The sequence below is a fragment of the Methylobacterium sp. NPDC080182 genome (assembly GCF_050281105.1).
In the GTDB taxonomy this organism is placed as follows: Bacteria; Pseudomonadota; Alphaproteobacteria; order Rhizobiales; family Beijerinckiaceae; genus Methylobacterium.
This window is the reverse complement of record NZ_JBNNWO010000001.1, coordinates 123873-149678: the sequence shown is the minus strand read 5'-3', so window position 1 is coordinate 149678 and position 25806 is coordinate 123873. Positions and strand designations below refer to the sequence as shown.

Genomic DNA, 25806 nt, shown 5'->3' with positions numbered 1-25806 from the left:
CGCCTGAGGCCGTCACGCTGGCCAGCCCCACCCCCGCCCTCAGGACGCGGCCGGCCTCACGGCCGGGCCTCGGCCGGCGCCGGTGGCTGGGCAGCACCCTCCTCCGGGTTGCGCGGCCGCCTCGCCGCCTCCTCGGCGGCCTTGTCGGCGGCAGTCCTGTCCGCAGCGGCCTTCTCGGCCGCGGCCTTGAGGGCCGCCGCGCGGGCCCGATCCATCTCGATCCGGGCGCGGCGGCGCTGCCGCTCCACCTGGTCGGCCTCGGTCAGCTCGATCGTCTCCAGCTCGCGCTGCAGCACGAAGGCCGCGAGGCCGTTCGACAGGGTGCCGACGTCGAGCACCCGCTCGGGCGCGCCGAGCGGCCCGGTCAGGCCGAACTGGACCGCGGGCGGCCCGGCATTCCAGCCGCGGGGCACCGGGCCGCCCGCGAGCGTGCCGCGGGCGTCGAGGCGCCCGGCGCGCAGGTCGTAGCCGACGGTGCCGACCCAGCGGGCCGGCCCGAGATCGAGGTCGAACGGCCCGGCCCGCAGCACGCCCCCCACGATCGTGGCGGCGGCCCGGGCGGATCCGCGCGCCTGCGCGCCGCCCCGGGCGAGTTCCTCGGTGACGAGCGCCTGGAGCCGGCCCTCGCGGAGCGGGTCGTCCATCTCGGCCGCGCGGGCGAGAGCGCGGCCGAGCGCCGCGGGATCGGCCGCGGGCAGGCTCAGGTCCGTCAGGGTGAGCGCGCCGCTGCCCGAGAGGCTGTCGGCGAGGCCCGGCAGGGTCTCGGCCGTGGCGGCGAAGCGCAGGTCGGCACTCAGGCGGCCGCCGAACGGGCCGCCGGCCAGGGTGGGGAGCGCCGCGCCGTCGAGGCTGCCCGAGCCCGAGACCGAGGCGCCGGCCCCGAGCCGGGCGATCGTCACCGAGCCCGCGAGGCGGCCGCCGGCGAGCTTGCCGGTCAGGTCGCGCAGGGTCAGGCCCGCGTCGGCGAGGCCGAGGGCAGCGGTCGCGTCGGTGGCGACGAGGCCGCGGCCGAGATCCAGGCTGGCCACGCGGGCGTCGAGCGACAGGGCCGGGTGGGCGGTCGGCGGGCCGAACGCGCCGTTCGCCCCCGGCGGGATCACCAGGGCGGCCGCGAGCTGCGGGATCGACAGCCGGTCGAGGGCGAGGCGGCCGTGCAGGGCACCGCCTGCCGACCGCAGCAGCGTCCCGTTCACCCCCGCGCCCGCGACCGTGCCGGCGAGCGCGGCGGCGGCCTCGCCCTGCTGCCGCGACAGCGTGACGGTGAGGTCGGCCGGCCACGCGCCCGGTGCCAGGGTCGCGGCGCCGGCCAGCGTCAGGAACGGCGCCAGATCGGCCGTCTCGCCGCGGAGCGTGCCGCCGGTGGGGACGAAGTCGGGACCGACCAGGATCGGGCGGCCCGTGGCGAGGCGCAGGCCCGCGACCGTGCCGCTCGCCGTCAGGGCAAGGGACTGGCCGTCCGGCCGCTCGGCGGTCAGCCGAAGCTCGGCAGGTTGCTGCAGGCCGGCGAGGTCGGCGCGGCCGAACCACGGTCCGGCCCGCGGCGCCGTGAGGGTGGCGGTGCCGCCCTCGATCCGCGTGCCACGGCTCGCGAGCGTCAGGTCGAGGGTGCCGCCGCCGGCGCTGCCCCGGGCCTGGGTCCGCAGGGCCGCGGCCGCGCCGCCCTCCCGGTCGAGGGTGACGGCGAGGTCGAGGGGCGCGTCCCGCAGGAAGGCGGGCAGCAGGCGGATCTCGCCCACCCAGACCCGCTCGAGCAGGCCAAGCAGCGGCGCCGCCGCCGGCGCCTTGAGGCGCCCGGAGACGCGGCCGGTCCCGTCCGCGCCGATCTGCCCGGACAGCCGGGCGCTGGCGCCGGCGAGGTCGGTGACGTCGAGGCTGTCGACCGCCAGGCCGGCGCCGTCCGACTGGATCCGCGCCGCGATCGTGCCGGTACCGGAGCCCGCGGTGCCGAACCGGACGTCCTTCGCCTCGAGCGTCAGGGCGAGGTCGGTGTCGCGCAGGGTGCCGAGGGTCGTCCCGAGGGGCGGCAGGCCGGCGATGTCGAGGCCGGTGGCGCGGATCTGGGCCTCGAACCGCCCGCGCTCGGCGCCCTCGGCGGCGGTGTAGCGGGCGTTCCCGGTGATCCGCGCCGGCCCGAGGCCGAGGCGCATGTTGCGCAGGGATAGGCCGGTCCCGGCGGCCGACAGGTCGGCGGCGGCCTCGATCTTCCGCCCGTCGAGGAGCGCGACGAGCGGCCCCTCGGCGCCGAGGCGGCGCAGGTAGCGGCCGAGCGCCTCCGAGTCGGGGGCGGCGAGCGCCACCGGGCCGGAGAAGCGCAGCGGCGCCGTCTCGACCTGCCCGCTCGCCGTGACGGTGGACTCGGCCGGGCCGGTCACCGCGAAGCGGCGCAGCAGCAGGCCGCCGGCCCGCTCCAGGGTGCCGGTGAGGGCGAGGTTCGACCATTCCTCGCCGCCCAGCACGGCGCTGCCCACCGTGAGGTCGAGGTCGAGCATCGCCGGCAGGCTGCCCGTCGAGCGCGGCAGGCCGCGGGCGATCAGGTTCTGCCCCTCCGCCGAGGCCAGGAAGGCGTCGAGGTCGAGGCGGCGGGCGTCCAGGGTCAGGCCGGCGCGCCACTGGCGCAGGTCGAGCCGTCCGGTGCCGCCGAGCCGCAGGGCCCGGCCGCCGGGGTCGATGGCGAGGTCGACGGCCTCGAAGCGCACCTGCGTGCCCCGGGCCTTGAAGGTGCCGGCCAGCGAGAACGGCAGGTAGGCGCCGGCCGCCTGGGTCGGCGGCCCGACGACGAGGCGGGCGGAGCCCTCGGCCTCGACCTGGGCGCCGCCGGATTCGGCGGGGACGAGGCCGAACCGCGCGTCCGCCTCGAAGCGCGGCGTCGCGTCGCCGCCGCCGGAGATCTTGGCGGCGAGGCGCCCGTCCGGTCCCGGCGTGCCGCTGACCGCCCGGAACGGGACGCCGCCGCTCGTCCCCTCGATCCGCCAGGGCCCGACCAGGGCCGGCGCCTGCAGGCGCAGGTCCTGGACGTAGAGCTGGTCGGTCCGCCCGGTGGCGGGGACCTGCGTGGTGACGAGGAACTGCTGGATGTGCAGGTTCTCGATGGCGAGGTCGCGGTCGCGCAGGGCCCCGCCGAAATCGGGCGGCAGCTTCAGCGTGTCCGGGCCGGCGACCGGGAGCTTGATCTCGGCCCGGCCGATCCGGGTCTCGGTGAAGCGGAACTCGCCCTTGAGGAGCGGCGCCAGGGCGATCTCGGCCTTGACGAACCGGGCATCGAGGCTGGGGCGGTCCGGATCGGCGCCGAGGTGGAGGCGGTCGACGCGCAGCCGCGGCGACGGCAGCAGGCGGACCTCGATCCGGCCGTCGGTCCGGACCGGAACGCCCAGGGACCGGGCGAGCGCCCGCTCGACGAGCCCGCGATGGGCCTGCCAGTCGACGAAGGGCGGGACCGCGAGCGCCGCCACGAGAACCAGGATGACGGCGCACGCCAGCGCGGTCAGAAGATCACGCAATGGTCCCGTTCCGCACCATCTCTGCGCGAGGCCGCGACCTCACCGGGCCGCCGTGCCCCGCGTGCCCCCGCGAGTCAGTCGCCACGGCCATAGCACGATAAGCCGCCGGGGGCGCCAGCGGCGATGCCACGGTCCCGAGCGGCGGTCGGGGCACGCGCGAGGTTCCTCGGGCATCCCGGGCCCGCGGCCTATGGATCGCGCGATCGGCCGCGGAACGCGACCAGCCCGAAGGACGCGGATCACCCCGGCGCGGACAGCCGCGCTTCATGGCTCCGCGCCCCCGCCGCGGCGCGAACGGCCTCGACGCCGTTCGCGATTTGGTCCAGGGAAGCGGGATGCAGAACCGCCCGCATCCGCAACCCACCGGGGACGGCGCGCCCGCCACGTCCATCGCCGCCCGCGCCATGGGCGCCCTCCGGCGCGACGCGGCCGGCTACCTCGAGGGGCTCAACCCCGAGCAGCGCCGCGCCGTCGAGACCACGGAGGGCCCGGTCCTGGTGCTGGCCGGCGCCGGCACCGGCAAGACCCGGGTGCTGACCACCCGCATCGCCCACCTGATCGCCACCAACCGGGCGCGCCCCTTCGACATCCTGGCGGTGACCTTCACCAACAAGGCCGCCCGGGAGATGAAGCACCGGATCGGCGCGCTGATCGGGCCGGCCGGAGAGGGCATGCCGTGGCTCGGCACCTTCCACGCCATCGGCACCAAGATCCTGCGCCGCCACGCCGAGCTGGTCGGGCTGAAATCCGACTTCACCATCCTCGGCACCGACGACCAGCTCCGGCTGATGAAGCAGGTCATCGCCGACCAGAACGTCGACGAGAAGCGCTGGCCGGCCCGGGCCCTGTCCCACGCCATCGACGGCTGGAAGAACCGCGGCCTCGGCCCCGAGCAGGTGCCCCCGGGCGAGGCCTCGGCCTTCGCGTTCGGCAAGGGCGGCGCCCTCTACACCGCCTACCAGGCCCGGCTGGCGACGCTGAACGCCGTCGATTTCGGCGATCTCCTGCTGCTCTGCCTCAAGCTCTGGCGGGAGAACCCCGACGTCCTGGCCAATTACCAGGACCGGTTCCGCTACATCCTGGTCGACGAGTACCAGGACACCAACGTCGCCCAGTACCTGTGGCTGCGCCTCCTGGCGCAGTCCCGGAAGAACATCGCCTGCGTCGGCGACGACGACCAGTCGATCTACGGCTGGCGCGGGGCCGAGGTCGACAACATCCTGCGCTTCGAGCACGACTTCCCGGGCGCGGTGGTGGTGCGCCTGGAGCGCAACTACCGCTCCACGGGCCACATCCTGGCCGCCGCCTCCGGGCTGATCGCCAGGAACGAGAGCCGCCTCGGCAAGACTCTGCGCACCGACGACGAGCCGGGCGAGCGCGTCACCGTGACGGGCGCGTGGGATTCCGAGGAGGAGGCGCGGATGCTCGCCGAGTCGATCGAGTCCCTCCAGTCGAAGCAGCATCCCCTGTCGGAGATCGCCGTGCTGGTGCGGATCTCGGCGCAGATGCGCGAGATCGAGGACCGGTTCGTCCAGCTCGGGCTGCCCTACCGGGTCATCGGCGGCCCGCGTTTCTACGAGCGCGCCGAGATCCGCGACGCGCTGGCCTACCTGCGCGCCACCGTGAACGTCAGCGACGACCTCGCCTTCGAGCGGATCGTGAACACGCCCAAGCGCGGCCTGGGCGACGCCACCCTGCAGCAGCTCCACACCTACGGCCGCGCCAACCGGCTGCCTCTGCGCATCGCCGCCGCGCGCCTGTGCGAGACCGACGAGCTGAAGCCCCGGGTCCGCTCGACCCTGCGGGCGCTGACCGAGAGTTTCTCGCGATGGGCGCGGCTCGCGGAGACGCAGCCGCACAGCGAGGTCGCGCAGACCATCCTTGAGGAGTCCGGCTACACTGAGATGTGGCAGAAGGACCGCTCCGCCGACGCCGCCGGCCGGCTGGAGAACCTGAAGGAATTCGTCCGCTCCATGGAGGAGTTCCCCGACCTCGCGGCCTTCCTGGAGCACGTCTCCCTGGTGATGGAGGCCTCGGAGGCGGAGGGCGCCGAGCGGGTCTCGCTGATGACGCTCCACGCCGCCAAGGGGCTCGAGTTCGACACCGTGTTCCTCCCCGGCTGGGAGGACGGCCTGTTCCCGAACCAGCGCGCGCTCGACGAGAGCGGCCGGGCGGGCCTGGAGGAGGAGCGGCGCCTCGCCCATGTCGGGCTGACCCGGGCGCGCAAGCGCGCGAAGCTGTCCTTCGCGGTCAACCGGCGCATCCACGGCCTCTGGTCCTCGACCATCCCGTCCCGGTTCATCGACGAGTTGCCCGAGACGGCGGTCGACGTGGTCGAGGCCCCGGCGCACTTCTCCGCCGGCGCCTCGCGGTTCGACCGCAACCCGACGCCGTTCGGATCGAGCTACGGCACGCCGGGCTGGCAGCGCGCGCAGGCCAACACCGCGCCGGGCGGCCGGTCCGGGTTCGGATCGGGGTCCGGAGGCGGCTTCCGCTCGGCGGGCCCGGGCGGCCGGTCCGGCAGCCAGTCCGGCGGTCCCCGCCAGATCGAGGGCGAGCTGATCGCCAAGTCGACGGGCGCGCCCTCGGCCTTCCAGGGCGGCCAGCGGGTCTTCCACACCAAGTTCGGCCCCGGAACGGTCGCGGCGGTCGACGGCAACAAGCTGACCGTTGACTTCGACAAGGCCGGCCGGAAGATGGTCCTCGACAGCTTCGTCCAGGCCGGATCGAGCTAGTCCCGCCGACCAAGCCCGGACGTGTCAGGGCGGCAGGGTCGGCCGGCTTCGCCCGCGCGGGCGGGGAGGATCGCGACCGTGCCGGATGCCGCGTTACCGCGACACCACCGTCCCGAACCTGATGCATCCGCGCCAGCCGCTCGGCTTTTTCGAAGCCCCTTCACCGACCGTCACCCCTTAGTCACACCCGGCGCGCAATCGTCGGGCGCGAATCGCACTGGTGCGCCAGTTGCATCGCGTATTCGGCCGCGCACGGAACGTCGTGACGCTCTCCACAGGCGGACGAGCGCGGGGCGGAACCTTCGGCCTTGGGCCGGTATTAAGTTCCGCAAGCGAGTAGAACCGGGAGCAAGCAGGTAAACGGCAGTTCAGAAACAGATCCAGGTTGGCAAGTCCCGTTGGAGTGTACATCCATGAAGAGACGCCGCGCACGACTTGAACTGGTTGAAGACCGCACGTCCCGCATTCATCGCACACGCTTCGACGAAGAACGCAATCTCGCTCCCATCCAGCCGCTCACCGAACGCCAAGCCGAGTATCTCGACGCCCTCGCCCGCTCGCCGCAGGTCATCGTCCTGGGGCCCGCCGGCACCGGCAAGACCTTCATCGCCGGCACCCGCGCGGCGGACCAGCTCCGCCAGCGCCGCATCGCCAAGGTGGTCATCACCCGCCCGAACGTGCCCTCCGGCCGGTCGCTGGGCTACTTCCCCGGCACCCTGGAAGAGAAGATCGCCCCCTGGGTCGCCCCCCTCACCGAGGCCATGAAGGAGCGCATGGGCGCCGCCGCCTTCGAGATCGCCCTGAAGACCGGCGACATCGAGATCGTCCCCTTCGAGGTGATGCGCGGCCGAACCTTCAAGAACTGCCTCGTGATCCTCGACGAGGCGCAGAACACCACGATCAACGAGATCAAGATGTTCCTGACCCGGATCGGCGACGATTGCCAGGTCATCATCAACGGCGACGTCTCGCAGACGGACCTCCGCGAGACCTCGGGCCTGCGCACCGTCATGCACATGGTCAAGAGCCGGATGATGCCGATCCCCGTGGTGGAGTTCACCCGCAACGACATCGTCCGCTCCGGCATCTGCGCCGAGTGGGTGAAGGCGTTCGAGGAAACGAATCTCTAAATCGGAAGTTGATGGCGGCGGGTCCTCGCAGACCCGCCGTGCCGTCCCGCGGCACGAGACGACTCTCCGCACCTCCCATTCGGGAGGATGAACCGGGCGCCGAGCCCGGCCTTCAGAGAACTGGAGTCTCCTCGTGAGGAAACTGACCTTCGCCTTCGCCGTGCTGGCCTCGCTCGGCGGCGCCGCCCTCGTCCAGCCGGCCTCGGCCGCCCCCGCGATGCCCGGCGCCGTGTCGGCGCCCGACGCGGTGACGCATGTCCGGATGACTCCCATGGAGCGGCGCATGATGCATCGCCGCATGGAGCGGCGCATGATGCACCGCCGCATGGAGCGCCGGATGATGCATCACCGCGTGCACCGCCGCATGCACCGCATGTGATTGAACGGCGGAGTGGGGTCTTCCGGCCCCGCTCCGCTCGCCCGACCGGAACCGGGCGTTGCTCCCCGTTCCGAAGATTCCTATCTCGTCGTCTCGAATCGCGCCGTCAGGCGGCCGCCGCGGCAGCCGGCCGATCCGGGAGACCCCGATGCCCCCCTCCAATCGACTGTTCGACGACCTCGCCCGCCTCATGACGGACGCCGCCGGCGCCGCCCAGGGCGTCCGCCGCGAGGCCGAGACCGTGGTCCGGGCGCAGCTCGAGCGCGTCGTCCGCGACCTCGACATCGCCTCCCGCGAAGAGCTCGACGTGCTCCGCGACCTCGTGACCCAGCTCCAGGCGCAGAACGAGGCCCTGACGGCCCGCGTGGCGGCCCTGGAGGCGCGATCCGGGAGCGCCGGAGCGGGCGCCGCGGGCCTGAGCGAGGTGGTCTGAGTCTCCGCGGCAACGCCGCGGGCTTTTACACAGGAAGCGGCGTCGACGATCCGGTTTCCTGTTCACTGAATGTGACCTGCACTTTGTGTCGCGAGTCACGGCCGGTCTATAGTCGGGCATAGGGTGATTCGGGGGCTGCGGGGCGATGTCCGCAGAGCTTCGACAGTCGATCGCGTCACCGCCGGCCTAGATCTGCCGGTCGTTCCAGTTCTCGGAGTGTTCTCGCGCTCCGGTTTCGCGTCACCGCCACGTCGGGCCGGATCTCGTCCGGGTCGTCCTTTTGGATCGTCATGCCGCTTCTCAACGTCGACTTCCACGACCCGGACCGGAACGAGCATCCGCTCGACGTCGTCGAGCGGCTGGCCTCCCTGCGCGACTGGATCTTCGACCGGGCCGAGACCGACGAGATGTCGGTCACGAGCCCCGGTCGCTGGACCGACTACAACGTCGCCTTCACGTGGATCGAGGACGTCGAGGCGCTCCACGTCGCCTGCGCCTTCGACCTCAAGGTGCCGGAGCGGCAGCGCACCGAGGTGATGCGCCTGATCGCGCTGATCAACGAGCAGCTCTGGGTCGGCCATTTCGACCTCTGGACGACCGACAGCGTGGTGATGTTCCGGCACGCGCTCCTGCTGACCGGCGGCGCCGTCCCGACCCACCCGCAATGCGCCACGATGATGAAGACGGCGGTCGACGCCTGCGAGCGCTACTTCCAGGCGTTCCAGTTCGTCCTCTGGGCCGGCAAGAGCGCCCGCGAGGCCCTCGACGCCGTCCTGTTCGAGACCGAAGGCGAGGCGTGACCGCCCCCGGCGCCCCCACGGCGCGGATGCCCGCCTCCCTGGTCCTGGCCGGGGCCGGCAAGATGGGCGGCGCGATGCTGGCGGGCTGGCTGGAGGCGGGCCTCGATCCCCGCCGCACCACCATCATCGACCCGGTGCCCGTGCGCCCGATCGTGGATCTCTGCGCCGAGCGGGGCATCGCCCTGAACCCGTCCGATCCCGAGCCCGGCGACGTTCTGGTCCTCGGGATCAAGCCTCAGGGCCTGGACACGGCGGCCCCCGGGCTCGATCGGCTCATCGGCCGCGACACGCTCCTCGTCTCGATCCTGGCGGGCAAGACCGTCGCGGATCTCCGCGGCCGGCTGCCGCGGGCGCGGGCGATCGTCAGGGCGATGCCCAACCTGCCGGCGAGCATCGGCCGGGGCGCCACCGGTGCCTGTGCGAGTTCGGAGGTCACCCCCGCGCAGCGGGCGGCCGCCGAGGCCCTGTTCGCGGCCAACGGCGCCGTGGCGTGGCTCGCCGACGAGGCGCAGATCGACGCCGTGACGGCGGTCTCGGGCTCCGGACCGGCCTACGTCTTCCTCCTGGCCGAGACGCTGGCGGAGGCCGGCATCGCGGCCGGCCTGGAGCCCGACGTCGCCCGCCGCCTCGCCCGGGCGACCGTGGCGGGAGCCGGCGCGCTCCTCGATGCCAGCCCGGCCGAGGCGGCGGAGTTGCGCCGCAACGTCACGTCGCCCGGCGGCACCACCGCGGCGGCCCTCGACGTGCTGATGCGGGAGGACGGCCTCAGCGCGCTGATGCGCGAGGCCGTGGCCGCGGCCCGTCGGCGGGCGGGGGAACTGTCCGGCTGACATCGGGCGTTGGCATCAAGGGCTGACATCGGGCGGCGTCCGTGCGGCATGGCCGCGCGACGGACCTGCCCTTCGCGGCCCGCCCGCCTACATGAGGCGACACGACCGATCAGACCGGGCGACCGATCCATGACCGACAGCAAAGCCCCCTCGAAGCGGCCCCGCAAGGCCTCGAGCCCCGCCAAGGCGGGCGACGCGCAGGAAGGCGCTGCCCGAGAGAGTGCTGCCCACGCGAGCGTCGCGCAGGAGAGCGACAAGACCGGGGCCGACGCCTCGGGGACGCAGGCCGGGGCGCCGAAGCTGTCGCCCCGGGAGGCCGCCGTCGAGGCCCTGATGCGCCTCGCCGCCGAGCAGCCCTGGAACGACATCGAGGTCAGCGACATCGCCCGGGAGGCGGGCCTGACGCTCGCCGAGTTGCGCGACCTGTTCCCGTCGAAGGGGGCGGTTCTCGGCGGGCTGACCCGCATCATCGACCGCAAGGTTCTGGAGGGCGATCTCACGGGTCTCGAGGAGGAGCCGACCCGCGAGCGGCTGTTCGACGTGCTGATGCGCCGCCTCGACGCCATGGAGCCCTACAAGCCGGCGCTGCGCCGGATCGCCTACGCGCTCCGGGGCGAGCCGCTCTCGATGCTGGCGCTGAACGGCGTGATGCTGAACTCGCACCGCTACATGCTGGCGGCGGCCGGGATCGACACCGAGGGGTCGCTCGGGCAGCTCAAGCTGCAGGGCGTGGTCATCGCCTTCGCCCGCGTGACCCAGGTCTGGCTGGACGACGACGATCCGGCGCTCGCCCGGACGATGGCGCGGCTCGACAAGGAGATCCGCAACGGCGAGCGCATCATGGAGCGGGCCGAGGACGTTCGCCGCCTGACGGCGCCCCTGCGCGCCATCGGCCGCTCGTTCCTGGACTGGCGGCCGCGCGAGCGGCGGAGCCGCGACGGCGACGGTGACGAGAGCGACCCCGCTGCCGCCATCTAGACCGGTCGCTCACGCGGCCTGGATGTCGCTGAGGAAGCTGTCGACCTCGCGCTTGACCGTCAGGGACTGCGTCGCCAGTTCGGCCGCCGCGCTCTGAACCTGCGCGGCGGCGCTCCCGGCCTCCCGGGCAGCGGCCAGCACGCGCGCCACGTTGGCCGAGACGCCCTCCGTCCCCCGCGCCGCCTCGCCGGCATTGCGCGAGATCTCGCCGGTGGCCGCCGTCTGCTGCACCACCGTCGCCGCGATGGCGCCGCTGATCTCGTTCACGGAGGCGATCGTGCGGGCGATCTGCGCCATCGCCTCCGCGGCCTGCCCGGAGGCCGCCTGGATCGCGGCGATCTGGCCGCCGATCTCCTCGGTCGCCCGCGCCGTCTGGGCGGCGAGCTCCTTCACTTCGGAGGCCACGACGGCGAAGCCGCGTCCCGCCTCGCCGGCCCGCGCCGCCTCGATGGTGGCGTTGAGGGCGAGCAGGTTGGTCTGGTTCGCGATGCCGGAGATCATCATCACGGCGGCCCCGATCTGCTCGGCGGCGGCGTGCAGGCTCGCCATGGCGGCGTTGGTCGCCTCGGCCTCGTGGGCGGCGTGACCGGCCACCGCGTTCGAGCGCACGACCTGCCGCTCGATCTCCTGGAGCGAGGAGACCATCTCCTCGGCGGCGGCCGCGACGGTCTGGACGTTGGCCGAGGTCTGGGCAGCGGCCGAGCTCGACGTCACGGCCTGGCTGTTGGTGTTGTCGGCCACCCGGGTCATCGCCTGCGCGGTCGCGTCGAGTTCGCTGGTCGCCGCCGTGACGATGTCGAGCGAGGCGGCGATCTTCGCCTGGAAGGCGTGGACGCGCTGCTCGACCCGCTCGGCCCGGCGTAGGCGAGCCTCCCGCTCGGCGGCCTGCGCCGCCTCGAGCTCCGCCCGCGCGACCGCGTTCTGGCGGAAGACGTCGACGGCCTTGGCCATCGCGCCCATCTCGTCGGTCGCCGCGCGGTACGGCACCGCGACGTGAAGATCGCCCTCGGCCAGCCGCGTCATCGCCTCCGTCATGCCGGCGACCGGTCGGATGACGCTGCGGGCCAGCACGAAGGCCAGGATACCCCCGAGGAGCAGGGCCGCGGCGACCAGGCCGATCAGGATGTACCGGGCCCGCCTCGCCGCCAGGGCGGTCTCCCGGGAAATCGTCTCGCCGGCGGCCACGATCCGGTCGCGCAGCGCGATGCCGAGCCGGTCGATCGCGTCGGCGTGGGGCTTGATCCCGGTCTCGAACGTCGCCTTCGCCGACGCCACCGCCCGATCGTACGTGCGGAAGCCGGCCGCGGCGGCGATCAGCGCGTCGCGGACGGACCTGACCTGCTGCCCGAAGACCGCGCCGCCCTGCGCGTCCTTGAACGCATCCAGGGCCGCAAGAGCCTGCTCGACCCGCTGCTCGAAGGCGTCGCGGTCATGGGCGTCCAGGCCGATCACGAAGCGGGCCGACGCGATGCGGGACCGCAGGACGGCGTTCTCGACGTGCTCGACCCGCGCGAGCATCGCCTCGCCGGCCCGGGCGCGTACGTCCGCGAGCAGGCTCGCGAGAAGGGTGGTGAGCGCGTTGCCGGTCTCGTAGAGCTTCGTCCTGGCCTCGCGCAGGCTCGCCCCCGACGCCGCGAGGCGTTCCAGTTCCGGCTTCATGGCGCGGGCAGCCTCCCGCACGTCGTCGTAGAGCTTCCGCCCCCCGTCCGTCATGGCCAGCGAGAAGTACCGGTCGCAGGTCTGCTCGATCGCCTGCCGGGCCTGCTCCATCGCGGCGATCAGGTCGGGATCCGGCTGGAGCCGGTACCGTTCGGCCGTCCCGACGAGGCGTGCGGCGTGACCGTCGATCATCAGGACCGATTGCGCCCCCCGCTCCACGCGCTCCTGAAGCGCGTGGTCCGCGCCGATGACAGCCTGCTGGTAGATCGCGAATGCGCCGATGATGCCCGTGATCATGACGAGCATCGCAAATCCCGCGTAGAGACGAGCGCGTATCCCAGTTCTCACAGACGTATCTTCCACAGAAGAGGCCAGACTTTCGGCCTTACGATAGACGATACGATCATGACAACATCGTGTCGCGCGATCAAGTTCAACTTGTATTATAGATGATAGACGACAATACTTAGAGACAGACCCGATATCTCGGGCGCTCGAGGTGACCAAACCTGCCGGGCTGCGCGCGCAAACGGCAATCGGTGCGTTCTCGTCGCGATGGATCAGTTCTGACGGCGCCTCCCGGTCCGCCCGGAAGCTTCGCCCTGCGCGTGTCCGCTGCCGAGCGGCGTCGAGACTTCGCGCGGTACACGCTCGCGCTGGATCACGCGGGCGATGCACTTGCATTGCGGCACGGTCCGGCCCGCGTTGCTGACATCGGGCAGGAAGACCCGCGCTACAGTCCCGACCTTCGGGGAGACATGGCGACGGCCTGAAGCGCGTCGGCCGCGATTCGATCGACGGGTCGCGCAGACCCTCGGCTCGCGGGCCGTCCGGGTCGATCAGGCCTCGCGCCGGAGTTCAGGCGGCGCGGCTCGCCAGCGCCTCGCGCATGGTCGTGGCGATCATCCCGTTCTGGAACTGGTCGCGCGGGACCAGCAGCGCGTCGGGCACGCGGACCGACGCCTCCGGCCCCATGGCGTCGACCGGGTCGCTGGCGAGGATGATGCGCAGGGCCGGGCGCAGGGCCCGGGCCTCGACGGCCAGCTGCGCGCAGCACAGGCCGCCCTGGAGCGCGGTATCGACCACCAGCACGTCCACCGGCAGGCCCAGGGCCAGCACCGTCATGGCGTCGACGCCGCGGTCGCAGGCGGTGACTTGGTAGCCCAGCATCCGGACCTGGGCCGAGACCTCGTCGCGCCAGCGCTTGTGACGGCCGACGACCAGAACCTGGATCCGGTAGCAGCTGCCCTGGGGAAGGCTGCTCGAGGCAGTCTCGTCGTCGGCTGGGGGCATTCCGCACTCGACTTCGCGCTGGCTTTGCGATGCAGCATGCTAAGCTGGGATGCAATCCACACGCAAGCCCGGCGCCGTCATCGCGCCGCATTCGGCGCCGCCGTTGCACAATGGCGAAGCACTCCGGCGGCCTGATCATAGGCTGGGCACGGAGTTGACGCCGGCGGGGTCGCGCGGGCAACACCGGGCCGCCGCGGGACCTGAGCCGCGCGCTGCCGGAGCCAGAGCCGATGTCGTCCGCGAAAGCCCCTCCCGTCTCCCCGCTGGCGCCCACCGCGATGCCCGATCTGCCGCCCCTGCCGGGCGTGCGAATCGCGACCGCCCAGGCGGGGATCCGCTACAGCGGCCGCACCGACGTGCTCTACGTGGCGCTGGAGGCCGGGACCCGGGCAGCGGGGGTGTTCACCCGGTCGAAGTGTCCCTCGGCGCCGGTGGATTGGTGCCGCGACGCCCTGGCCGACGGGTCGGCGCGGGCGCTCGTGGTCAATTCCGGCAACGCCAACGCCTTCACGGGCCGGGTCGGGCGCGACGCGGTGGCGCGCACCGTCGAGATCGCCGCGGAGGCGGCGGGCTGCGGCGCGCGCGAGGTCTACGTCGCCTCGACCGGCGTGATCGGCGAGCCGCTCCCGGCGGAGCGGTTCGCGGGCGTGCTGGCGGACTGCGCGGCCCGCGCCGAGGACGGGCCGGCCGCCTGGACCGAGGCGGCCCGGGCGATCATGACCACCGACACCTTCCCGAAGCTCGCGACGCGCACGGCCGAGATCGACGGCGTGCGCGTGACGATCAACGGCATCGCCAAGGGCGCCGGCATGATCGCGCCCGACATGGCGACGATGCTGTCCTTCGTCTTCACCGACGCGGCCCTGCCGCAGGAGGTGCTGCAGGCGCTCCTCTCGGCCGGGACGAAGACGAGCTTCAACTGCGTGACCGTGGACGGAGACACCTCCACCTCCGACACCCTGATGCTGTTCGCCACCGCCAGGGCCGGCAACCCGGCGGTCACCGATCCCGCCGACCCGCGGCTCGCCGGCTTCCGGGAGGCGCTCGACGGCCTGCTGGTGGAGCTGGCCCAGCTCGTCGCCAAGGACGGTGAGGGCGCGCGCAAGTTCGTCACCGTGCGGGTCACCGGCGCCGAGAGCGACGCCTCCGCGCACCGCATCGCGATGTCGATCGCCAACTCGCCGCTGGTGAAGACCGCGGTGGCCGGCGAGGACGCCAACTGGGGCCGCGTGGTGATGGCCGTGGGCAAGGCCGGCGAGCCCGCCGACCGCGACCGGCTCGCGATCTGGTTCGGCGACGTGCGGGTGGCGGTCCAGGGCGCCCGCGACCCCGATTACAGCGAGGCGGCGGCGAGCGCCGTGATGCGCGCGCCGGAGATCACGGTCCGGGTCGATCTCGGCCTGGGCGACGGCACGGCCCGCGTCTGGACCTGCGACCTGACCAAGGCCTACGTCGAGATCAACGGGGATTACCGCTCGTGAGGGCGGTCCTGTCCGGCGCCCTCCTCGTCCTGAGCCTGGCGACCGCGGCGCGGGCCGACGACGCGGCGTGCAAGCGCCACATCAGCGTCGTCGGGCGCGCGTCGGAGACGCGGGCGCCGGACTTCGCCGAGGTGACGATCGGCATCGAGGCGCGCGGCGCGAGTGCGGCGGCCGCCCTCGACGCGGCCTCGAAGGCGGTGGCCGGGGTCTCGGCGCAGGCCCGCGCCCTCGGGGTCCCGCCCGCCGACCTCGGCACGGCCGCCGTCACCCTGCAGACCGCGACCCGCACCGTCGCCCGGCCGGGGGGCGCCGTCACCGAGGAGCCCGACGGCTACCGCGCCAGCAACCTCGTCACCGTCCGGCTCGCCGACATGGACCGCCTCGGCGACCTGCTCCGGCAGGCCCTCGACTCCGGCGCCAACCGCATCGACGGCGTGAGCTTCGGGCTGCGCGACCCGGACAAGAGCGAGGCGGCCCTCCAGGTGGCGGCGACACGGGACGCGCGGAGCCGCGCCGAGGCCCTCGCCGAGGCGGTCGGCGCCAAGCTCGGCCCGCTCTGCACGCTGAGCACAGCCGCGGCCGGCACGCCGTACCGCCCGGCGCTGGAGATGGCCCGCGCGGCGCCGATGGCCGCCAAGGGGCGGCGGGTGCCGCTGGAGGCGGGCACGATCCCGATGTCCTCCGAGGTCTCGGCCACCTTCGCGGTGGCGCAGTGAGCGCGCCCGAGAACGCCCCCGACGGCGCCCCCGCTGCCGCGCCCCTGCGCCTGCTCCTCGTGGTCGCCGTCGCCCTCGTCGACGTCGACGGCCGCGTCCTCGTGAGCGAGCGCCCGGCGGGCAAGCAGCTCGCCGGCCTGTGGGAGTTCCCCGGCGGCAAGGTCGAGCCCGGCGAGCGCCCCGAGCAGACGCTGATCCGCGAGCTGGCGGAGGAGCTCGGCATCCAGGTCGAGGAGCCGTGTCTCGCGCCGCTGACCTTCGCGAGCCACGCCTACCCGGACTTCCACCTGCTGATGCCGCTCTACATCTGCCGGCGCTGGACGGGGACGCCGCGCCCGATGGAGGGGCAGGCGCTCAAGTGGGTGCGCCCCAAGGCCCTGCGCGACCTCGCGATGCCGCCCGCCGACGCGCCGCTGATCCCGTTCCTGGTCGACCTGCTGGATTCCTGACGCCGTCGCGGGCCGCCCTCACAGGGTGAGGATCGCCTCGACGACTTCCTGCACGTCGAGCGCCTCCGCGAAGGTGGCGAGGTGGTGAGGCTCGCCGCGCGCCATGCGGACGACGCCCTCGAGCTGGCGCCGGAGCGTGATCGGCCGCAGCTTCTCGTTCGGGATCGCGTCGGGCTCCGGCTCGAAGCGCCCGTCGGCGCCCCGTCGCTCGGCGATGGCCCAGTCGCGCAGCCGGACGGCGCCCGCGTCGCCCTCCAGCGTCCACGTGTTGTGGTCGTCGGCCGCGACGCCCCCGACCCGGCCTGTCAGGGTGACGGGGATCCCGCCCGCCGTGAGCGTCACGTCGATCGCGCGCTCGGACCGGCCCGGTTCCGGGAAGTCGATCCGTCCGGCGAGCCCGGCGAGCGGGCCGAGCTGGCGGCGGGCCAGGAACAGGAAGTGCGAGACCACCTCGCGGGTGAAGCCGCCCTCGCCCCGCGCGTCGAGCCAGCGGGCGGCGTCGGCCTGCCAGGGCCGGGGCCAGCGGGCGAACGCCACCGCGACGGTGAGCGCCCGGGGCGTGCCGACCGCGCCGGCCGCGATCCAGCGCTCGATCGTCGCCACGCCCGGCGACGAGGCGAACGGGAAATTGACCGCGCCCGCGCCCCTCGCCTCCGCCACGAAGGCGCGGGCATCGGCGCGATCGATGGCCAGCGGCTTCTCGCAGAAGACGCTCCGGCCGGCCGCCAGGGCGGCGCGGGCGTAGCCGAGATGCGAGGCGGGCGGCGAGGCGACGTAGACGCAGTCGCTCGCCGCCACGACGGCGGCGGAATCGGCCACCCGCGGCACCGCCGGGAAGGCCGCGCCGATGCGGTCCAGGGCCGTCGGGGCCGGATCCCAGATCGCCGCGACCCGCACGGGCGAGTCCGTCGCCCCGTGGATCGCGCCGAGCAGGCGCTCGGCCATGATTCCCGCGCCGATGATCCCGATGGTGAGCGGTGCGTCGGAGGTCGGCATGCGGGAATCCGTGCGGCTTCTGGCGTCTGACGGGCCGCGGGGCGCGGCCCGTCGCAGGCTTTAGGAGCCCGAACCGGCGTGGGGAAGGCCGCCGGTCAACGCGACCCGGGATCTCAGCCCTGGATGAAGGCGAGCAGGTCGGCGTTGAGCCGGTCCTTGTGGGTGGCGGCCAGCCCGTGCGGGGCGCCCGGATACTCCTTCAGCACGGCGCCCGGCACGAGCTTGACGGCGGCGCGCGCGGCGGCGTCGATCGGCACGATCTGGTCGTCGTCGCCGTGCACGAGCAGGGTCGGCACGTCGATGCGCTTCAGGTCCTCGGTGAAGTCGGTCTCCGAGAAGGCCGCCACGCAGGCGTGCACGTTCCGCAGGCCCGCCATCATGCCCTGCATCCAGAACGTGTCCCGCAGGCCTTCGCTGACCGCGGCGCCGGCGCGGTTCGCGCCGTAGAACGGGCCGCTCAGGTCCTTGAAGAACTGGGACCGGTCGCGCAGGACCGAGTCCCGGATGCCGTCGAACACGTCCCGGGGCAGGCCGCCCGGATTCGCGTCGGTCCGGACCATCTGGGGCGTCACGGCCCCGACTAGGACCGCCTTGGCGATGCGCGCCGTCCCGTGCCGCCCGATGGTGCGGGCGACCTCGCCGCCGCCGGTGGAGTGGCCGACCAGCACCGCGTCGCGCAGGTCGAGATGGGCGATCAGCCCGGCGAGGTCGTCCGCGAAGGTGTCCATGTCGTTGCCCGACCAGGACTGCCCGGAGCGACCGTGACCGCGCCGGTCATGGGCGATGACCCGGAACCCGCGCTCCGCGAGGAACAGCATCTGGTCCTCCCAGGCGTCGCCGTTGAGCGGCCAGCCGTGGCTGAAGACCACCGGCTGCCCGGCGCCCCAGTCCTTGTAGTAGATCTGGGTGCCGTCCTGCGCGGTGAAGTAGGGCATCGTGGTCTCCCGAGGGTCGAGAAGGCAGAGGGCGAGAAGGAGGGGTCGCGCGGACCGACGGACCGGTCAGGCTCGGCCCTGCCGCGCGTCGAGGCTGAGCGGGCCGGCCCCGAAGGCCGCGACCTGAAGCAAGCCGCCGGCCATGGCGAGGTTCTTCAGGAAGTGGAACATCTGGTTCTGGTCGCCGAGGGCCGCGTGGAAGGTCACCGCGGTGGCCACCGCGAAGAGCGCGAGGGCCAGGGCGACCAGCCGCGTGCGGTAGCCGGCGACGAGCAGCAGACCGCCGACGATCTCCGTGCCGGTCGCCGCCGCGTAGGCGAGCGGCGGCAGCGGGAGGTGGGCGGCCTCGATGGTGGCGAGCGTCGCTGCCGGGGCCGCGAGCTTGCCGGCGCCGCTCACGAGGAAGATCGCGCTCATCAGGACCCGGCCGGTCACCGGCAGCAGGGCGGTCGCGCTGGAAGAATAGATCGGGGGCATCGTCGAACGCTCCGTCCTGTCGTGCGCGGCCGGCTCAGGCCGCTTCGGGAAGTGTGAGGCCGCGAAGCCAGTTCAGCGCCAAGCCGATATCGGCCTGCGACAGGCCGTGGCCCGTCGGCAGGATCCGGTGCTCGACGCGGGCTCCGGCCGCGGTGAGCTGCTGCGCGAGGCGCCGCGCGTTCTCGGCGGGCACGATCGGGTCCATCGCCCCGGAGAGGATCAGGACCGGCCGGCCGGCGAGATCCGCGGCCGGGGGCTCGGCGAACGGCACCATCGGGCGGATCAGGACCGCGCCCGCCAGGGTCTCCGGCCGCAGCAGCAGCAGCGACGCGGCGATGTTGGCGCCGTTCGAGAAGCCCAGCGCCACCGGCGCCCCGAGCCCGTACCGCGTCCGGGACGCCGCCACGAAGGCCGCGAGGTCGCCGGTGCGGCGGCGCAGGTCCGCCTCGTCGAAGACGCCCTCCGCCAGGCGCCGGAAGAATCGCGGCATGCCGTTCTCGCTGACGGCGCCGCGGGGCGCCAGCAGGGCGGCCTCCGGCGCGACCGTGCGGCCGAGGGGCAGGAGGTCGGTCTCGTCGCCGCCGGTCCCGTGCAGGAGCAGCAGCGGGCGCGCGGTGTCGGGACCGGGCTCGAAGCGGTGGATGAAGCCGGCGGTGTCCTGGGTCATGATGGCCTCACGGGTGACGGGGAGAGGTCCCGCCCCGCGCGGGCGCGGGGCGGGCGTGGAGGTCGCGGATCAGGCGACCTTGGGCAGCACGGCCTCGATCTCGGCCCGGTGCGGCTCCAGGCCGGCGGGGAGCTTGAGGGCCTGGCCGAGGGCCTCGATCGGCTCGTCCACCGCGAAGCCGGGCGCGTCGGTGGCGATCTCGAACAGCACGCCGCCGGGCTCGCGGAAGTAGATCGAGCGGAAGTACTGGCGGTCGCGCTGCTCGGTGACGTGGAGCCCCCGCGCCGCGAGCGCCCGGCCCATCGCGGCCTGCGCGGCGTCGTCCGCCGCCCGGAACGCGATGTGGTGGACCGAGCCCGCCCCCGGGCGGCCGGGCAGGAACCCGCCGACGGCCCGCAGGGTGACGAGACCGCCGAGCTCGGCGCTGCCCGCGAAGCGGATCAGGTTGCCCTCGCGGCCGACCTCCTCCAGCCCGAGCACCTCCGTGAGGATCGCGGCGGTCGCCTCGGCCCTGTCGAGGAGGAGCGTGACGCCGTGCAGGCCGCGGATCGCGTGCTCGGCCGGCACCTCGCTCGACGCCCAGCCCTCCGCGTCGCCGACATCGACGCCCACCAGCGCGAGCATCATGCCGTCCGGGTCGCGGAAGCGCAGCGTCGGCGCGCCGAAGACCTGGACCAGCGGCTCGTGGGCCACGCCCTTCTCGATGAGCCGGTGGGTCCACCAGCCGATGGAGGCGCGGGGAACCCGGAAGGCCGTCTCCTGGGTCTCGCCGATCCCGACCCGGCCCGGCGCGGCGTGCTCGACGGGGAAGAAGGTCAGGATCGTGCCGGGCCGCCCGGCCGCGTCGCCGTAGTACAGGTGGTAGGTGCCCGGATCGTCGAAATTGACGGTCTTCTTCACCAGACGCAGCCCGAGGATTCGGGTGTGGAAGTCGAGGTTGCGCAGGGCCGGCCCGGAGAAGGCCGTGACGTGGTGGAGGCCGGTCTGAACCATGGCGATGTCTCCCGACGGAAGGCCGCGGCGGGCGGCCTGTTGCGATGACGGGAATGTGCCCCTTGCCATGGGCGGCGAAAATAGAAACGGTGGAAACCTATCGTTTCTGGATCTGATCGATGAGACTGCCCGATTTCGAGGCCTGGGCCGTGTTCGCCAAGGTGGTGGAGACCGGCTCCTTCGGCCGCGCCGCCGCGGAACTGGGCCTGTCGAAGGCCACGGTCTCGAAGGCGGTGAGCCGGCTCGAACTGCGGATCGGCGCCCGCCTGTTCAACCGCACGTCGCGGAAGCTCGCCCTCACCGAGGCCGGGCAGGCCGCCAAGGACGGTGCTGCGCGCATCCTCGCCGAGGGCGAGGTCGCGGAGGCGCTGGCGACGGCGGGCGCCGCGGAGCCGCGCGGGCTGGTGCGGCTCGCGGCGCCGATGACCTTCGGGGTGATGCACGTGGCCCCGATCCTGCCGGCCTTCCTCCGGGAGTACCCGGCCGTCTCGGTGGATCTCCACCTGTCGGACGCGGTCGTCGACCTCGTCGGCGGCGGGTTCGACATCGGGCTGCGCATCGCGGCCCTGCCGGATTCCTCCCTGCGCGCGCGCCGGCTCTGCGAGATTTGCCGCTCGCTGGTCGCCACGCCCGCCTATCTCGACCGGCACGGCCGGCCCGAGCACCCGGACGACCTCGTCCGCCACACCTGCCTCGGCTACGCCTACCTGCCGACGCCGGACCGCTGGCGCTTCGTGGACGGGAGCGGCGCGGAGGCCGTCGTGGTGCCGGCGGGCCAGCTCCGGGCGAACAACGCCGAGGCGCTGGCGCCGGCGCTGCGGGCCGGCCTCGGACTCGCCCTGCAGCCCGACTTCATGATCTGGGACGACCTCGAAGCCGGGCGCCTCGAGCGGGTGCTGCCGGCCTGGTCGCCGCCGCCGATCGCCCTGCACCTCGTCACGCCGCCGGGCGATCCGCGGCCGGCGCGGGTGACGGCGCTGATCGCCCATCTCGCCCAGACCCTCGGCCAGGCGCCCTGGGCCGCGCCGCCGCCGCGAGGCCACGCGGCGGACCGGTGAGTCCCGCGCCGGCGCGCGCGATCCAGGCACGTCATTCACCTGGATCAATGCCGTCTACGCGAACGTGCGTTACCGGCGAGCACCGTGCCTCCGAAGACGGCCTGCTCCTTGCGGGTGCATCTGTCGGAGAACGGCCGAGACTTGCCGCTCGGCCGGGAATCTCGGCCAAGCAAACTTCAGGTTTATCCAGGACAATCTGGCATTGGACAGCGGCGCATTTTCCGGTCAGTAAGGCGCCTTGTATACATGTATACGATTCTGTTGAGGCGTCGATGTCCCCTTTGATTCCCGGACGCCCCGCACCCGACCGGTTGCGGCACAAGACCGTGGCGGCGGCTGTCGCGGACTCGCTCCGCGAGCAGATCCTGAACGGTGAACTGCCGCCGGGGGTGCAGCTGCGCCAGGACGCCCTGGCGGAGGAGTTCGGGATCAGCCGGATCCCGGTGCGCGAGGCCCTGCTCCAGCTGGAAGCCAGCAAGCTCGTGCGGATCGTGCCGCATCGCGGGGCGGTCGTGACAGGCCTCTCGCTGCAGGAGGTCGAGGACATCTTCCAGCTGCGCGTCCAGCTCGAGCCGGAACTGCTCCTGCTCTCGGCCCCGCACCTGACCCGCGACGACATCCGCGATCTCGACGCGCTCTCGAAGGAGTACGGCGCGGCGCTGGAGACCGGTCAGGTCCTCCGGTGGGGCGACCTGAACAGCCGCTTCCACCTCGACCTGATCCGGCACGCCGGCCGGCCGCGGTCGCTGGCGATCGTCTCCGCGCTGCTGCAGGATTGCGAGCGGCCGACGCGGCTGCAGATCGCGACCTCCGAGGACGCGACCCGCGCGGTCAGCGAGCACGCGCAGATCCTGGCCCTGTGCGAGGACCGCGCGTTCGAGGCGGCGGCCGCGTGCCTGCGGCGCCACATCGAGCATGTCGGCGCCTCGCTCATCGCCCTCTACCGGGGGGCGCTCGCCGAGGCCTGATCGTCCGCGAGGCGGCTCAGTCCGGCTTGGCCGACCGGCCGCCGATCCGGCCCGGCAGGCGGGTCAGGCGATCCTTCATCTCCAGGACCTTCTGGACCTTCGAGCCGAGGGTCAGGAGCTGGACGAGGCGCTCGGTGTCGAGGCGGCGCACGTCCGCGTACCAGCCGGCGAACAGCTCGAAGAGGTCGTGCATCTCCCGCAGGCGCGCCTGGGCGTGCCGCTCCTCCTCGGTCGCCGGCTCCTGCATCAGGAGCTCGCGCAGGAGGGTCAAGGTCGGATCGACCTCGCGCTTCTTGCGCTCCTCGACCAGCGTGCGGACGATCTGCCAGATGTCCTCGGGCGTCGTGAAGTAGTCGCGCCGGTCGCCGGGCCGGTGCTGGAGCCGGACGAGGTTCCAGGCCTGGAGCTCCTTCAGGCCCATGCTGACGTTGGAGCGCGACACGCCGAGCCGCTCGACGATCTCGTCGGCGTTGAGCGGCCGCTCGGCGACGAACAGCAGGGCGTAGATCTGCCCCACGGTCCGGTTGATGCCCCAGCGCGAGCCCATCTCGCCGAAATGCAGCACGAAGGTCTGGACGAGCGGGGGCAGTTGCACGGCAGGGATCCGACGCGGGCGATAATCGGGCGGGCGCCGCCCCGGTCTATCAGCTCTTGAGCCAATACCGCAGGACCGTCGCGACGAAGCCGAGGCCGACGATGCTGGAGGCCCAGAGCCCCGCGAACCACGCGAGGCGCTTCCAGAGGGGCTGTGCTGCTGCGGGTGCCATCAATGATATCCGTGCGCGTCGACCTTGCCGCGGAAGACCCAGTACGCGTACGCGGTGTAGGCCAGTATGATCGGGATCAAAACCGACGCGCCGGCCAGCAGGAAGATCTGGCTCGCCTCGGGCGCGGCCGCCTGCCAGATCGTGATCCGGCCCGGCACGATGTCGGGGAAGATGCTGATGCCGAGCCCCAGGAAGGTCAGGGCGAACAGCCCCAGCGCGATCAGGAAGGGCGCCCGCTCGGCGCCGCCCCGCAGGGTGCGCCACAGGGCGTAGGCCGCGAGCGCCACGAGCAGCGGCACCTGCGCGGTGACGAGCACGTTCGGCATCGCCAGCCAGCGCTCGTAGTAGCGGCCCTGGAGGAACGGCGTCACCGCGCTGACGAGGGCGATGGCCGCCACCGTCGCCGCGGTGAGGCGCAGGGCCAGGCGCCGGGCCCGCAGCTGGAGCAGGCCCTCGGTGCGCATCACCAGCCACGTCGCCCCGAGCAGCGCGTAGGCGATGACCAGGCTCGCGCCGACGAGGAGGCTGAAGGGCGTGAGCCAGTCCCACCAGCCGCCGGCATAGGCCCGCCCCTCGACCGCGATGCCTTGCAGGAGCGCGCCCAGCGTGATGCCCTGGGCGAGGGCCGCCACCAGCGAGCCGCCCGCGAAGGCCACGTCCCAGGCGGCGCGGTGGCGGGGGTCGCGCCAGCGGAACTCGAAGGCGACGCCGCGGAAGATCAGCCCGAGCAGCATCGCGATGATCGGCGCGTAGAGCGCCGGCAGGATCACCGCGTAGGCCAGCGGGAAGACGGCGAACAGGCCGCCGCCGCCCAGCACCAGCCAGGTCTCGTTGCCGTCCCAGACCGGCGCGACCGAGTTCATGGCGGTGTCGCGCTCCGCGCCCGGCGGCAGGACCGGGAACAGGAGGCCGATGCCGAGGTCGAAGCCGTCCATGACGATGTAGGCGAAGACCGCGAAGGCGATCACGAGCGCCCAGACCACCGTGAGATCGACGCTGTAGGCCATGGGTCCCTCACTCGGCCGGCTGGAGGTGGCGGTCGGGGTCGATCGCCGGGGCGGGCGTGATGCCCGCCGTCCGGATCGGCGCGCCGGGCTCGATCCCGCTCTCGCCGGCATGCGGGGGCTGGCCCATCAGGCGCAGCATGTAGCCGGTGCCCATGGCGAAGACCGCGAAGTAGATGACCACGAAGGCGGTGAGCGAGGCCGCCACCGCCGGCGCGTGCAGCGGCGAGGCCGACTGCGCCGTGCGCAGCAGGCCGTAGACTGTGTAGGGCTGGCGCCCGACCTCGGTGGTGATCCAGCCGGCCAGCACCGCCACGAAGCCCGCCGGGCCCATGGCCACCGCGAAGCGGTGCAGCGGGCGCCACGCGTAGAGGGTGCCGCGCCAGCGGGCGAGAAGGCTGAGGGCGCCCAGGAGCAGCATCAGCATCCCGAGGCCGACCATGATGCGGAACGACCAGAACACGATCGGCACCGGCGGCCACTCCGCCCGCGGCAGGCTGTCGAGCCCCTTCAGGGGCGCGTCGAGGGCGTGCTTCAGCACCAGCGAGGACAGTTTCGGGATCTCGACCGCGTAGCGCACGGTGCCGGCCTCCTGGTCGGGCAGGCCGAACAGCACCAGCGGCGCGCCGTCCGGGTGGCTCCGGAAGTGGCCCTCCATGGCCATGACCTTGGCGGGCTGGTGCTCCAGGGTGTTGAGGCCGTGCGCGTCGCCCGCGAGGATCTGGATCGGTGCGACCAGGGCGGCCATCCACATCGCCATCGAGAACATCGTCCGGGCCGCCGGGTTGGCCCGGTCGCGCAGCAGGTGCCACGCGCCGACCGCGCCCACGACCAGCGCGGTGGTGAGGTAGGCGGCCAGCACCATGTGCACGAGGCGGTACGGGAAGGACGGGTTGAACACGATCGCCCACCAGTCCAGCGGCACGAACTGGCCCTCGGCGTTCGTGCCGTAGCCCGCCGGCGTCTGCATCCACGAGTTCACCGCCAGGATCCAGAACGCCGAGAAGAAGGTCCCGACCGCCACCATCAGCGTCGCCGCGAAGTGCAGCCGCGGCCCGACCTTGCGCATCCCGAACAGCATCACGCCGAGGAAGCCCGCCTCCAGGAAGAAGGCCGAGAGCACCTCGTAGGCCATCATCGGCCCCAGCACCGGGCCGGTCTTGTCGGAGAAGACCGACCAGTTCGTGCCGAACTGGTATGACATCACCAGGCCGGACACGACGCCCATCGCGAAGGCGATGGCGAAGATTTTGAGCCAGTACTTGAACAGATCCATGAAGACCTGGCGCCCGGTGGCGAGCCAGAGCCCTTCCAGAACGGCGAGGAAGCTCGCGAGGCCGATCGAGAAGGCCGGGAACACGATGTGGAAGGCGACCGTGAACCCGAACTGGATGCGGGCGAGGATCAAGGGATCGAGGTTGGCGAGCACGTCGTGCCTCCGGCTCTGTGCGCGACTCGGCGTATAGCAATTTCAGAAATTTCTGAAAAGTAAAAACATCCTGTGTCGCCGGTGCGGCGCCCTGGTCATGCGCCGGCGTCCGGGGTCGATCCGGCCTCGGGG

Annotated in this window: 24 protein-coding genes; 12 read left to right on the top strand and 12 right to left on the bottom strand. The window is 73.1% G+C overall.

Going from position 1 to position 25806, the window contains the following annotated elements; translation table 11 throughout:
• Positions 1 to 56: 56 nt before the first annotated feature.
• Entirely contained in the window at positions 57 to 3497 is a 3441-nt protein-coding gene (locus ACQKQD_RS00750) for an AsmA-like C-terminal region-containing protein (protein WP_020090938.1), read from the bottom strand.
• A 335-nt stretch (positions 3498 to 3832) separates the two neighbouring features.
• Between ACQKQD_RS00750 and ACQKQD_RS00745 the strand changes: the two genes are divergently transcribed.
• From ACQKQD_RS00745 to ACQKQD_RS00715, 7 genes are all read left to right on the top strand, one after another.
• Positions 3833 to 6232 carry an ATP-dependent helicase gene (locus tag ACQKQD_RS00745; protein ID WP_427507232.1) on the top strand — a complete coding sequence of 800 codons (2400 nt, stop codon included), beginning with the start codon at positions 3833 to 3835 and terminating at the stop codon, positions 6230 to 6232.
• 413 nt (positions 6233 to 6645) lie between these two features.
• The gene (locus tag ACQKQD_RS00740; RefSeq protein WP_012321860.1) at positions 6646 to 7362 is read left to right on the top strand and encodes a PhoH family protein; all 717 of its coding nucleotides are present in this window, start codon (positions 6646 to 6648) and stop codon (positions 7360 to 7362) included.
• Between the two features lie 133 nt (positions 7363 to 7495).
• The gene (locus tag ACQKQD_RS00735; RefSeq protein WP_427507231.1) at positions 7496 to 7741 is read left to right on the top strand and encodes a hypothetical protein; all 246 of its coding nucleotides are present in this window, start codon (positions 7496 to 7498) and stop codon (positions 7739 to 7741) included.
• A 148-nt stretch (positions 7742 to 7889) separates the two neighbouring features.
• Positions 7890 to 8174: an accessory factor UbiK family protein gene (locus ACQKQD_RS00730; RefSeq protein WP_020090941.1), complete on the top strand. Its 285-nt coding sequence runs from the start codon at positions 7890 to 7892 to the stop codon at positions 8172 to 8174.
• 290 nt (positions 8175 to 8464) lie between these two features.
• A complete protein-coding gene (locus ACQKQD_RS00725; protein ID WP_020090942.1) occupies positions 8465 to 8974 on the top strand; it encodes a YbjN domain-containing protein in 510 nt (169 codons plus the stop codon).
• 26 nt (positions 8975 to 9000) lie between these two features.
• Positions 9001 to 9804, top strand: coding sequence for a pyrroline-5-carboxylate reductase (proC, locus tag ACQKQD_RS00720; protein ID WP_091926573.1), 804 nt, complete (start codon positions 9001 to 9003; stop codon positions 9802 to 9804).
• Between the two features lie 129 nt (positions 9805 to 9933).
• Positions 9934 to 10782: a TetR/AcrR family transcriptional regulator gene (locus ACQKQD_RS00715; RefSeq protein ID WP_427507230.1), complete on the top strand. Its 849-nt coding sequence runs from the start codon at positions 9934 to 9936 to the stop codon at positions 10780 to 10782.
• Positions 10783 to 10791: 9 nt separating this feature from the next.
• Here the strand turns inward: ACQKQD_RS00715 and ACQKQD_RS00710 are convergent, their stop codons facing one another.
• Positions 10792 to 12738, bottom strand: a complete 1947-nt coding sequence (locus ACQKQD_RS00710) for a methyl-accepting chemotaxis protein (RefSeq protein ID WP_205833884.1) — start codon at positions 12736 to 12738, stop codon at positions 10792 to 10794.
• A gap of 561 nt (positions 12739 to 13299) precedes the next feature.
• The gene (locus ACQKQD_RS00705) at positions 13300 to 13734 is read right to left on the bottom strand and encodes a histidine kinase (protein WP_020090945.1); all 435 of its coding nucleotides are present in this window, start codon (positions 13732 to 13734) and stop codon (positions 13300 to 13302) included.
• Between the two features lie 230 nt (positions 13735 to 13964).
• On the opposite strand from ACQKQD_RS00705, the gene argJ reads away from it, so the two are divergent.
• The 3 genes from argJ to ACQKQD_RS00690 are packed head-to-tail and all read left to right on the top strand — an operon-like array spanning position 13965 to position 16380.
• Complete coding sequence (gene argJ, locus ACQKQD_RS00700; protein ID WP_427507229.1) at positions 13965 to 15215, top strand: bifunctional glutamate N-acetyltransferase/amino-acid acetyltransferase ArgJ; 1251 nt, start codon at positions 13965 to 13967, stop codon at positions 15213 to 15215.
• A complete protein-coding gene (locus ACQKQD_RS00695) occupies positions 15212 to 15931 on the top strand; it encodes an SIMPL domain-containing protein (protein ID WP_427507228.1) in 720 nt (239 codons plus the stop codon). Before argJ ends, ACQKQD_RS00695 begins: the two co-directional genes overlap by 4 nt.
• On the top strand, positions 15928 to 16380 hold the full coding sequence (locus ACQKQD_RS00690; RefSeq protein WP_427507227.1) for a (deoxy)nucleoside triphosphate pyrophosphohydrolase: 453 nt from the start codon (positions 15928 to 15930) through the stop codon (positions 16378 to 16380). Before ACQKQD_RS00695 ends, ACQKQD_RS00690 begins: the two co-directional genes overlap by 4 nt.
• 18 nt (positions 16381 to 16398) lie before the next feature.
• Here the strand turns inward: ACQKQD_RS00690 and ACQKQD_RS00685 are convergent, their stop codons facing one another.
• From ACQKQD_RS00685 to ACQKQD_RS00665, 5 genes are all read right to left on the bottom strand, one after another.
• Positions 16399 to 17376 carry a Gfo/Idh/MocA family protein gene (locus tag ACQKQD_RS00685; protein WP_427507226.1) on the bottom strand — a complete coding sequence of 326 codons (978 nt, stop codon included), beginning with the start codon at positions 17374 to 17376 and terminating at the stop codon, positions 16399 to 16401.
• 113 nt (positions 17377 to 17489) lie between these two features.
• On the bottom strand, positions 17490 to 18311 hold the full coding sequence (locus ACQKQD_RS00680; RefSeq protein ID WP_427507225.1) for an alpha/beta fold hydrolase: 822 nt from the start codon (positions 18309 to 18311) through the stop codon (positions 17490 to 17492).
• Between the two features lie 66 nt (positions 18312 to 18377).
• A complete protein-coding gene (locus ACQKQD_RS00675; protein WP_427507224.1) occupies positions 18378 to 18788 on the bottom strand; it encodes a DoxX family protein in 411 nt (136 codons plus the stop codon).
• 34 nt (positions 18789 to 18822) lie between these two features.
• Positions 18823 to 19455, bottom strand: coding sequence for an alpha/beta hydrolase (locus tag ACQKQD_RS00670; protein ID WP_427507223.1), 633 nt, complete (start codon positions 19453 to 19455; stop codon positions 18823 to 18825).
• Between the two features lie 69 nt (positions 19456 to 19524).
• A complete protein-coding gene (locus ACQKQD_RS00665) occupies positions 19525 to 20448 on the bottom strand; it encodes a ring-cleaving dioxygenase (protein WP_042670591.1) in 924 nt (307 codons plus the stop codon).
• 119 nt (positions 20449 to 20567) lie between these two features.
• Between ACQKQD_RS00665 and ACQKQD_RS00660 the strand changes: the two genes are divergently transcribed.
• Both ACQKQD_RS00660 and ACQKQD_RS00655 read left to right on the top strand, forming a co-directional pair.
• On the top strand, positions 20568 to 21506 hold the full coding sequence (locus ACQKQD_RS00660) for a LysR family transcriptional regulator (RefSeq protein WP_427507222.1): 939 nt from the start codon (positions 20568 to 20570) through the stop codon (positions 21504 to 21506).
• A 272-nt stretch (positions 21507 to 21778) separates the two neighbouring features.
• Positions 21779 to 22474: a GntR family transcriptional regulator gene (locus tag ACQKQD_RS00655; RefSeq protein ID WP_331300211.1), complete on the top strand. Its 696-nt coding sequence runs from the start codon at positions 21779 to 21781 to the stop codon at positions 22472 to 22474.
• A gap of 16 nt (positions 22475 to 22490) precedes the next feature.
• On the opposite strand, the gene ACQKQD_RS00650 is transcribed toward ACQKQD_RS00655, so the two are convergent.
• The 4 genes from ACQKQD_RS00650 to ACQKQD_RS00635 are packed head-to-tail and all read right to left on the bottom strand — an operon-like array spanning position 22491 to position 25674.
• Positions 22491 to 23069 carry a GbsR/MarR family transcriptional regulator gene (locus tag ACQKQD_RS00650; RefSeq protein ID WP_100251599.1) on the bottom strand — a complete coding sequence of 193 codons (579 nt, stop codon included), beginning with the start codon at positions 23067 to 23069 and terminating at the stop codon, positions 22491 to 22493.
• Positions 23070 to 23118: 49 nt separating this feature from the next.
• On the bottom strand, positions 23119 to 23241 hold the full coding sequence (locus ACQKQD_RS00645; RefSeq protein WP_012321840.1) for a DUF2474 family protein: 123 nt from the start codon (positions 23239 to 23241) through the stop codon (positions 23119 to 23121).
• Positions 23241 to 24248: a cytochrome d ubiquinol oxidase subunit II gene (gene cydB, locus ACQKQD_RS00640; RefSeq protein WP_427507221.1), complete on the bottom strand. Its 1008-nt coding sequence runs from the start codon at positions 24246 to 24248 to the stop codon at positions 23241 to 23243. The genes ACQKQD_RS00645 and cydB overlap by 1 nt, the downstream gene beginning before the upstream one ends.
• Before the next feature lie 7 nt (positions 24249 to 24255).
• Positions 24256 to 25674 (bottom strand): cytochrome ubiquinol oxidase subunit I, encoded by a 1419-nt coding sequence (locus ACQKQD_RS00635; RefSeq protein ID WP_427507220.1) that lies wholly within the window; start codon positions 25672 to 25674, stop codon positions 24256 to 24258.
• Positions 25675 to 25806: the final 132 nt, after the last annotated feature.